Annotated in this window: 11 protein-coding genes and 1 riboswitch; of the genes, 8 read left to right on the top strand and 3 right to left on the bottom strand. The window is 62.6% G+C overall.

What is annotated here, in order from left to right; genetic code table 11:
- Nucleotides 1–146: 146 nt before the first annotated feature.
- The 3 genes from NKJ11_RS23740 to NKJ11_RS23730 form a co-directional block, all read right to left on the bottom strand.
- Nucleotides 147–383 carry a DUF680 domain-containing protein gene (locus tag NKJ11_RS23740; RefSeq protein ID WP_023813652.1) on the bottom strand — a complete coding sequence of 79 codons (237 nt, stop codon included), beginning with the start codon at nucleotides 381–383 and terminating at the stop codon, nucleotides 147–149.
- A gap of 68 nt (nucleotides 384–451) precedes the next feature.
- Nucleotides 452–652 (bottom strand): DUF680 domain-containing protein, encoded by a 201-nt coding sequence (locus tag NKJ11_RS23735; protein WP_352554602.1) that lies wholly within the window; start codon nucleotides 650–652, stop codon nucleotides 452–454.
- Nucleotides 653–723: 71 nt separating this feature from the next.
- Complete coding sequence (locus NKJ11_RS23730) at nucleotides 724–921, bottom strand: DUF680 domain-containing protein (protein ID WP_013528268.1); 198 nt, start codon at nucleotides 919–921, stop codon at nucleotides 724–726.
- Nucleotides 922–1,428: 507 nt separating this feature from the next.
- Nucleotides 1,429–1,630, top strand: a riboswitch (cobalamin riboswitch).
- A 115-nt stretch (nucleotides 1,631–1,745) separates the two neighbouring features.
- On the opposite strand from NKJ11_RS23730, the gene NKJ11_RS23725 reads away from it, so the two are divergent.
- The 8 genes from NKJ11_RS23725 (at nucleotide 1,746) to NKJ11_RS23690 (ending at nucleotide 9,484) form a co-directional block, all read left to right on the top strand.
- Nucleotides 1,746–2,993, top strand: a complete 1,248-nt coding sequence (locus NKJ11_RS23725; RefSeq protein WP_352794367.1) for an aromatic ring-hydroxylating oxygenase subunit alpha — start codon at nucleotides 1,746–1,748, stop codon at nucleotides 2,991–2,993.
- Between the two features lie 25 nt (nucleotides 2,994–3,018).
- On the top strand, nucleotides 3,019–4,119 hold the full coding sequence (locus NKJ11_RS23720; RefSeq protein WP_023813655.1) for an FAD-binding oxidoreductase: 1,101 nt from the start codon (nucleotides 3,019–3,021) through the stop codon (nucleotides 4,117–4,119).
- Between the two features lie 129 nt (nucleotides 4,120–4,248).
- Nucleotides 4,249–4,680 carry a PqqD family protein gene (locus NKJ11_RS23715; protein WP_023813656.1) on the top strand — a complete coding sequence of 144 codons (432 nt, stop codon included), beginning with the start codon at nucleotides 4,249–4,251 and terminating at the stop codon, nucleotides 4,678–4,680.
- 48 nt (nucleotides 4,681–4,728) lie between these two features.
- On the top strand, nucleotides 4,729–5,778 hold the full coding sequence (locus tag NKJ11_RS23710; RefSeq protein WP_023813657.1) for a hypothetical protein: 1,050 nt from the start codon (nucleotides 4,729–4,731) through the stop codon (nucleotides 5,776–5,778).
- A gap of 14 nt (nucleotides 5,779–5,792) precedes the next feature.
- Nucleotides 5,793–6,527: a glycosyltransferase family 2 protein gene (locus tag NKJ11_RS23705; protein ID WP_081734970.1), complete on the top strand. Its 735-nt coding sequence runs from the start codon at nucleotides 5,793–5,795 to the stop codon at nucleotides 6,525–6,527.
- Between the two features lie 55 nt (nucleotides 6,528–6,582).
- A complete protein-coding gene (locus NKJ11_RS23700; RefSeq protein ID WP_128302759.1) occupies nucleotides 6,583–7,335 on the top strand; it encodes a glycosyltransferase family 2 protein in 753 nt (250 codons plus the stop codon).
- Nucleotides 7,335–8,012: a glycosyltransferase family 2 protein gene (locus tag NKJ11_RS23695; protein ID WP_352794364.1), complete on the top strand. Its 678-nt coding sequence runs from the start codon at nucleotides 7,335–7,337 to the stop codon at nucleotides 8,010–8,012. The genes NKJ11_RS23700 and NKJ11_RS23695 overlap by 1 nt, the downstream gene beginning before the upstream one ends.
- A complete protein-coding gene (locus NKJ11_RS23690; protein ID WP_352611619.1) occupies nucleotides 8,009–9,484 on the top strand; it encodes a nucleotidyltransferase family protein in 1,476 nt (491 codons plus the stop codon). Before NKJ11_RS23695 ends, NKJ11_RS23690 begins: the two co-directional genes overlap by 4 nt.
- The last annotated feature ends 3 nt before the right edge of the window (nucleotides 9,485–9,487 follow it).

The raw sequence follows: 9,487 nt of genomic DNA, 5'->3' as shown, positions 1-9,487 counted from the left end.
CGACCTCTCTCGTGGTCTGGGGGGCGCTGTCTTGTGTAAACGAGACGGGCGTTCTGCGACGGGGCCCTGAGGCTGTAACGGGTTTTGTCGCAAAATTCGGGGGGGGATAGCCCCGCGGCTCTTTTGTTGAAGATCAGCTTCGGCTGTTAACGGCCGAAGAGGTTCCGGTCGCTGCCCTGAGGGGCGGACTTCTCCACGTCGCCCGACGAATTGAGCAGCTTCTCGACGAGGCCACCGCTGTTGCGGACCGAGCTCGTATGCGCGCTGTCAACCGAAGTAACCGCAGGCTGATTGGCGCCGTTGGAGCCAAAGTTGTCGCTGCCGGCGAACGCGCTGCCGGTGATGGCCAGAACGGCGGCGGCAGCAATAAGGATCTTGTTCATTTTAATCTCCTGAATTCTGGATTTCGCCAGGACGGCAGACACAGCTGCCGTCGCTTGCGAATTGGTTATTAGCGACCGAAGAGGTTACGGTCGCTGCCCTGAGCGGGCGTCTGGGCAGTCGATTCCGCGGTCTTGGTGGAAGCCGTGTACGACTGGTCCACCGTGGCGGCAGGCTGGTTGGAGCCGTTCGAACCGTAGTTGTCGCTGCCGGCGAAAGCGCTGCCGGAGATGGCCAGAACGGCGGCGGCAGCAATGAGGATCTTGTTCATCTTAAATACTCCTGAATGTCTGAATTTCGCCAGGGCGGCGGGCGAGCCCGCCGTCGACTGGGAATCGGCTGTTAGTTGTTGCCGAAGAGGTTGCGGTCAGCACCCTGGGCAGGCGCCTGAGCAGCCGGTTCCGACTTCTTGGTCGAAGCGGTGTACGAGCTGTCGACAGCAGTGGCTGCCGCGGCGTTCGAACCGTAGTGGTCGCTACCAGCGAAGGCGCTGCCGGAAATGGCCAGAAGGGCTGCGGCAGTGAGAATGATCTTTTTCATTTTTGTACTCCAGTATCGTCTTTTTCCGTCCGTCTAGCGGCGTGTCTTGGAAATGAAATCGCGTCGTTCGGACAGCCCCGATGTGGGAGGGCAACCCCGCCTTTTCCAATCACGAAGTTGTTCCGTGTGGACCATGAATCCACACCTTGAAATTGTGCCAAGGGAATCTACGGGTATATTTTTCTTCTTTAAATCAGCATGTTAAGTGTAACCGCTGGATGGATCACTGACTGTTTCAGAGGCCCAGCGTTCACACCGTCCTGCACGCACCGTCAACAGAAACGAACCGTTCGGTTCGATTTTAGATCGAGCTAATAGTCACTTTTCGAAACCGTTAACCTTTTTTGACCCCGCCAAGGGGTCCGATTCGGGGATATCGCAGCCGGCAAAATGGTCATCCGGGAGGTGGATTTCAGCCCGCGACGGTCTGCGGGAACGTTCGCATGCCGTGTCGCGCCGCATGGATACGATGTCGTTTTCATGCCGACGGCGCGCCCCCGATCGTGGTTAGATCATACCATCTCAGGTGCCGCTTCGTGACGACGAGGCGGAGAATTGGGAAGCCGGTCAGAATCCGGCGCTGCCCCCGCAACGGTGGTGGAGTTCAAGTCGCAACGGGAGACCACTGGGCAACTGCCTGGGAAGGTGTCGCGATGGTCCGCAAGGACAACTCCAGAGCCCGGAAACCAGCCCGAGATTGTTAGACTCGACTGATCGCGGTGGGCGGTCAAGAGGTGGATAGCGCATGTCTGGCACCTAGCCGGCCTGCGTTTCAATCCTTCCTCCATCACCACCAGTTCAGTCCTTAGAAACGAGGACAGGACATGGATACCCGCAACGACATGCTGAGGCTCTTGAACAGCCGCCGGCAAGGCTTTTCACTGGAGCAGCCCTTCTACACCGATCCAGACTACTTCAAGCTCGACATGGAGTTGATCTGGTATCGCGACTGGCTGTTCATCGGCCATGATTGCGAACTGCCGAAGCCGGGCAGCTACATCACCGTGCAGATCGGCGACTACCCGGTCGTCCTTGTCCGCGACCAGCACGGCAAGATCAACGCCTTCCACAATTCCTGCCGCCATCGCGGCAGCCGCGTGTGCAACGCGGAAAAGGGTACGGCGGCAAAGCTCGTCTGCCCGTATCATCAGTGGACCTATGAGCTGGACGGCCGCCTGCTGTTTGCCCGCCAGATGGCCGACGGTTTCGACAAGAGTGATTTCGGCCTGAAGCCGGTCGCCTGCGAGAGCGTCGGCGGCTACATCTTCATCTGTCTGGCCAAGGAGCCGGCGGATTTCGCGCCGATGCGGGCGATGATCGAACCCTATCTTTTGCCGCACCGGTTGCGTGAAGCAAAGATCGCCTTCGAGAGCACGATCGTCGAGAAGGGCAACTGGAAGCTGGTCTGGGAAAACAACCGCGAGTGCTATCACTGCGCCGCCAATCATCCTGAGCTGTGCAAGACCTTCCCCGAGGCTCCGACCGTGACCGGCGTCAATGGCGCCGACAGCGACCCTGAAATGGTCGCGCACTGGGCCAAATGCGAGGCATCAGGCCTGCCGAGCAAATTCCGCATCGATCCGGCAGGGCAGTACCGCGCCACCCGCGCGCCGCTGCTGCGCGATGCCGTCAGCTACACCATGACGGGAAAACGGGCGGTCCAGAAGAACCTGTCCGACAGCGTTCCAACCGACCGCATCGGCTCCTTGCTGCTTTATCATTATCCGACAACCTGGAACCATATCCTCGGCGACCATGCCGTTACCTTCCGTGTGCTGCCGATCAGTGCCACGGAAACCGCGGTGACGACAAAATGGCTCGTCCACAAGGATGCGGTCGAAGGGGTCGACTACGACCTCGCTGAGCTCACCCATGTCTGGACCGAGACCAACGACCAGGACCGCCGCATCGTCGAGGAAAACGCCTTCGGCATCCTGTCGCCGGCCTACGAACCAGGCCCCTATTCGGAGCTGCATGAGGGCGGCGTGATCCAGTTCGTCGAGTGGTACGCGTCGTTCATCGGACCGCGCCTTGCCGAAGGCGACCGGCCGGCCCTGCGCAGTGTCGCCTAGCCCAGGGGACAAGAGGATGAATGCGATGACGGACCTTGGCCTCTATCGCCATCTCGACCAGATGACGCCCTGGAACGACAGGCTGCAGGTGCTGGAAGTGATCGGCGTCAGTGACGAAGCGCCTGACGTGAAGACCTTCACCTTCCGCTCCGACAACCAGACCTGGTTCCGTTACAAGCCCGGCCAGTTCGTGACGCTGGAACTGCCGACATCGGACGGGCCGCTGATGCGCACCTACACGCTGTCGTCCTCGCCGTCGCGGCCGTTCTCGATCGCGGTGACGGTCAAGGCGCAGGCGGGCAGTACCGGTACGCGCTGGATGTTCGACCATCTGACGCCCGGTTCGCACGTCAAGGCCTATGGGCCGACCGGCGACTTCTCGCTGCACAGCCACCCGGCGGCCAAATATCTGTTCATTTCGGCCGGCTCCGGCGTGACGCCGATGATGTCGATGCTGCGTTGGCTGAATGACTGTGCGCCATGGACAGATGTCGGCTTCGTCAACTGTGCGCGCCGCCCGGAAGAGATCATTTTCCGCAAGGAACTCGAGCTGCTCGGCAGCCGCATGCCCGGCCTGTCGCTCGGCTTCATGATCGAGGAACGGTCGAGCCGCGAGGGCTGGTTCGGCCATATGGGCCGCATCGACGCGATCCGGCTGCCATTGCTGGCGCCCGATTTCCGTGAGCGCGAGATCTTCTGCTGCGGCCCCGATCCCTTCATGCGCGCCGTGCGCGGCATGCTGGAAGCCGCCGGCTTCGACATGGCGAAATACCATCAGGAAAGCTTCGCGGCGCCTGCCGTGGAGGAGATCCCGGCGCCGTTCTCGCCGCCGGCGGAAGACGGCGCCGCTGCTGCTGTCGAGGCCGTGACACCAATCCGGTTCTCGCTTTCCGATGTCGATGCCGAATGCGTCGCCGGCCAGACCGTGCTGCAGACGGCACGCGCCTCTGGGGTGCGGATTCCCGCCGCCTGCGAGTTCGGCCTGTGCGGCACCTGCAAGGTGAGGAAGGTCGCGGGCGACGTCGAGATGAGTCACAATGGCGGCATCCTCGATCACGAAATCGAGGACGGCTTTATCCTCGCCTGTTGCTCGAAGCCGCTTTCGGCGCTTGAAATCGAAGCGTGACCGGCTGCGCTCGCCCGGAGCCTGCGCCATCTTGCCAAAAACCCTGCAAATGGTTAGACGCCTGCAACGGTGGGGTTGACCGTAAGGCCCGAAGATCATCTCCGCGGCCTGCTCGGCGGGGGAGCAAATATGCGACAATCCGGCATCTATGCCATTGCCAGCAAGGATATCGTCTTTGAATCCTTCGACGGCGAAGCCGTCGTTCTTGACCTGACCACGGGCAAATATTTCGGCTTTTCTGATTCAGGCAGCAGGCTTTGGGATGCACTGTCGTCCGGCGTGCCTGCCTCCGAACTGGTCGGCGCCGCGACCGGAATTGGCGCCCTCGATGCCGCCGCGATTGACGGCTTTGTTTCACAATTGCTCGAATTCGGCTTGCTGGCGGCCGTAACCGATGGCGTGGCAAGACCGGTTTCCAGCGAATTTCTGGCTCAGCTCGCCGCTGCCAGAGAGCCCCTCAAGGTCGATATCCATGATGATCTCGCCGATCTCATCGTCGTCGATCCCATCCACGAGGTCGAGGAGCCCCTCGGCTGGCCGGCGGTAAAGCAGGCCAACTGAGCCGCCCACTAGGTTCTCGCTGCCGGACAGCTCCGGAACAGGCAAATCATGCCGAAAGTCACTCTCGAAAACCTGGCTGACTACGCACGTCATGTCCTTGCACAAGCGGAGAGCAGCGCCGCGCATTATCCACTGACTTGCAAGGTGGGCTTGCCGCATCTGGATCTGACCGCGCATGTGAGTGCCGGCGCGTTGGCGGATGCCTTCGCTCATGGCTTTGTCACGGCTCCGGGCAGCCGAACGCCTGCCGACATCTGCCGCATCTTCGTCGCGCATCCCGGCATTGACGGCATCGCGGTACCGGCCAGTTGGGGCCAGGGACCCTTCACGCAGCATGGCTTCGCCACCCAACTGGCGGAAGCAGGATTGCGCGGCAACCATTTCCACGATCTCGATTTCTGGCAGTTCTATGATCCGCAACGTCGCGTTGGCGTGCAATTGATGGCCTCGGCCGATGTCTTTCCACCGTGGGAGCCGGGAGCGCCGCTGCGCCCCTTCCTCCATTGGGAATATGCGGCACGTGGCATGCGGCTGGCCCATGCGGGGACGCTCGGCACCAATGGCAAGGGCGTGCTGTTGGCCGGCGCGGGCGGCGCCGGGAAATCCGGGACCGTCGCCGCCGGCCTTCTCCACGGGTTGGACAGCGTCGGCGACGACTATGTGCTGGTCGACCTCTCCAACGGCGTGACTGCCCGCCCGTTGTTTTCAACGCTCAAGCAGGATCCCCAGGGGTTCGCGCGGCTTGGGCTGAAGCACCGGCTGAAGGCGCATGGTCCGCTCAACTGGCAAGGCAAGCATACTTTTCACATTGATGACATCGCGCCTCGGCCGGTGCCCGAAACTCTGGACATCGTTGCGCTGGTGGTGCCACATATCGGCGGAGGCGAGGCAAGTTCAATCGTGCCGGTGTCGCGCAGGGATGCCATGATTGCCTTGGCGCCGTCCGGCATAGCGCAGATGCCGGGCGAGCGGGAGAGCGGCTTTCGCTTCTTCAGCGACCTGACCCGCCTGCTGCCGTGCTATCGTCTGTCGCTGGGGACGCAGCCTCAGGAGATAGCCGGCACGATTGCGGACTTTCTCGCGCGGGGCGATTCGTGAAACTGAGCGTGATAATGCCCGTCTACAACCGTGAGCGCTATGTCGTTTCGGCATTGCGCTCGCTGGTGCGGCAGCGGGACGCCGCCGATCTCGATATCATCGTCATCGACGACGGCTCGACCGACGGCTCTACTGAGGCCGTGCGCTCGATGATGCGCGAAAACCCCTGCATCCGACTGTTCCAGCAATCCAACATGGGCGTAGCCAGGGCGCGCAACGCCGGGCTGCGGCAACTGCCGCCGGATGCGGAGTTCGTGTCATTCCTGGATTCGGACGACATCTCGCTGGCCGGACGGTTCAAGGCCGATCTCGCCCGCTTCGAGGCTACTCCCGGGCTTGAGCTGACCTATTCGCTGATGACGCTGGTCGACCGGATCGACGATGAGCAGCTGAAACCGGCAGTCGACAGCCGCACGATGACGCTTCGGGGAATTTCGCTGAGCGCCGCCGTGTTCAGCAGAGGGCTTGTCCGCCGGACGGGCGAGTTCGATGAGGATTTCGAGCAGGCTGAGGATACCGACTATCTGCTGCGCGTTTTCGAGGCGGGACCGAACTACGAATTGTTGGACGCGGTCGCGATCTACTACCGACGCCACGCCGGAAATGTCACCAAGGAGCATAGCGGCAGGGTCCGCAACCATTTGCGTGCAATCCACAAGTCGATGCGGCGGCGCAAGGCCGATCCGTCACGGCGTGAGGTCCAGGGCATCTTCGAATTGAAGAGTCCCGCCGATTGGCGAATGCTATGATGCTCGACACAATCGGGTCGGATCAGCCAAGCCCGGAACGCTGCTGGAGACGCCAATGAGGCTGAGCGTCATCATGCCGGTCTACAATCGCGAACAGTTCGTTGGCCTGGCGCTGCGCTCGCTGCTCAGGCAGCGCGAAGACATCGATCTCGACATCATCGTCATCGACGATGGGTCGACCGATGGCTCTGCGGCCGTCGTGCGGTCGTTGATCGACGAGGCCCCGTGCATTCGTCTTTTCCAGCAGGTCAATGGCGGGGTCACCAAGGCGCGCAATGCCGGGCTGAAGCAGTTGCTGCCGCAGACCGGCCTGGTGTCGTTTCTCGATTCGGACGACATCTCCCCGACAGGGCGCTTCAAGGCGGATCTCGCCTGCTTCGAAGAGGATCCGGGCCTCGACCTGACCTATTCGCGCATGACGCTGATAGACAAGATAGATGGAGAGACGCTGGAACCGGCCGCCGACAGCCACTCCATAACCGTGCGAGGGATCCACCTGTCCGCCGGAATCTTTGCGCGAGACCTCATCGAGCGCACCGGTGGTTTCGACGAGGATTTCAAACAGGCCGAGGACACCGACTATCTGTTGCGTATCTTTGAGAGCCAGGCAAAATACGTTATGCCCGATACGGTGGCTCTCTATTACAGGCGTCATCCCGGCAACATGACCAAGGAAGCCGATGTGCCCTTTCGCGAGTTCATGCGCGCCATTCACAAGTCGATGAAGCGTCGCAAGGCCGATCCCAGCTTGCGCCGGGTGGAGGGGATTTTCGACTTCAAGGATCTCGCGCAGTGGCGGTTCCTTTGATGGCAGGCTACGGCGTCGTCATTCCGGCTTTCAACGCGGCCGCCACCATAGGCGCGGCCCTGAACTCCGTTCTGGCCCAGACGGCAAAGGCGGAGGCCATCGTCGTGGTCGATGACGGTTCAACCGACGATACGGCTGCGGTGATCGATGCGATGAACCTGCCGGTGACGGTGCTGCGACAGGACAATGCCGGACCTGGCAGCGCAACGACCCGTGGCATTGCGGCACTCTCGACGCCGCTCATCGCGACGCTCGATGCCGACGATTTGTGGCTGCCGGACAAGGTCGAAAAGCAGCTGGCCTATCTCGGCCGTCATCCCGGGACAGCGGGCGTCTTTACGCATTGGCGGACGTTTCGCGGCGACAGCCCCGATTTGCCCGATGCGACCAGTGGAGCTGGCTGGTCGCGCACGACGATGATGATCCGCCAGGAGGTGGTGCCACGCATCGGTCCCATCATCGACCCACCAGGCGGTCGCGGCGAGATGATCGACTGGATCGCCCGGGTTCGTGAGGCAGGCCTTGCCCTTGCCATGCTCGACGACGTGCTTGCATTGCGCCGCATCCGTCCGGGCAGCCTTTCCTACGGCCGCGATCCGGCACGCGACCGGGGCTATCTCCAGGTCGCAAGGCTCGCCATGCAGCGGCGAGCCCGGAACAAGGCAGGCTCCAATTGAACGCCAGGCCCGTTCGCCGCATCGGCCGCCGCTTCCCGGACTATGGCTGGTCGTGGCCCACCGGCCAGCTGGACCTGTTGCTAAAGGCGGCGCTGCTCTCCGACGAGGACGCAGCCGCCGGCTGCGCCGCGCGCTGGCTGGACGAGAACGACATCGATCTCGTCTCGTTTCGAGAACATCGCCTGCTCGCCGCCATCTCCGACAGGTTCGGCAGGAAGCTGGCCGGGCATACCGCGCACCCGCGCCTCGTCGGCCTGCAGAAGATGCTGTGGACGAAGTCGCGCATGGCGATGCGCGAGGCCGAACCGGCGCTGAAGGCGATGGCAGACGGCGGCGCCGACATCATGCTGATAAAGGGCGCCAGCCGCATTGCCTTGAACGCGTCGGCGCAGCGTGGCCGGGTGGCGCACGACATCGACATACTGGTGCGCCCGCGCGACATGGCTGCCGTCTTCGACATCTTGCGCGATCGCGACTGGCAGATCGCCTCGGGCGTCAGCGCGCAATATCTGCGAACCCGGTTGGCGTCACTGCGGTCGATGAACTTCTTCAAGGGCCGTTTCGGCGACATCGACCTGCACCAGCTCGGCTATGACGGGTCGCAGACGAGCGCGGAAGACGACCTGGCGATCTGGCAACGGGCGGTCCCGGCACAATTCAGCGGCGTCGCGGTCTTCGTGCCGTCGCCGGCCGATCGCATGGCCCTGGCCATCGCCCATGGCGGCCTCGACGCCCACACCCACAGCGACTGGCTTGTCGACTGCGCGGTCGCCATCCATGGCGAAGACGTCGATTGGGACATGTTCCTCGACATCGTCGGCAGACGCGGCCTGGCGGTTCCAGCGGCGGTGGCGCTATCCTATCTGGCGTTTGAGATCGGCATTCCGGTGCCGGAACCGACAATGGTCAGAATCTTGGAGATGGCCGACGGAGCTGGCCTGTCGCGTTGGTCGTCGGTTCTGCAAGCCAAGCCGCGCACGGATTTCGGCGGCCTGGTCTGGCTGTCGCGCGGGCTTGCCAAGCAGTTGCGCCTGAAGCGGAAGAAGGGCCGGTTGCAACAGGAGCCACCCGCCAAACCTTGGCGCGGCAAACCGGCCGCGCGCAAGCCGCAGGCCGTACCGGCGCTATTGGTGTTTTCGCAGGCCATCGCCTGTCCGCAAACGACCGGCGACATGATGCTCGATATCACCGTCAGGATCGGCGTTCCGCCGGTCCGGCGCCGCATCGAAATGGAGATCAATGCCGGCGACGACCATGTCGCCCGCCTGCGCGCCATGGCCATCAGCCGATCCGGCAGGGAACGCGTGCTGCATTTTCGCGGCAAGGTGACGCTCGACGGCGCGCGAGCTGCCTGGACGCTAGAGGCGCGACCGTCGCGGCAGTTTCGTGAATGGAACGACGAAGCCACAGTGGCTGCTTATGGCGCCTTGCCCTTCGAGCTGCTGTCGGCGGATTTCTCGCCGGTTGGCTAAAGG

The organism is Mesorhizobium sp. M0243, assembly GCF_040321775.1.
GTDB lineage: Bacteria > Pseudomonadota > Alphaproteobacteria > Rhizobiales > Rhizobiaceae > Mesorhizobium.
The sequence above is the reverse complement of the archived record's forward strand: the minus strand, read 5'-3'. Positions and strand labels throughout refer to the sequence as shown.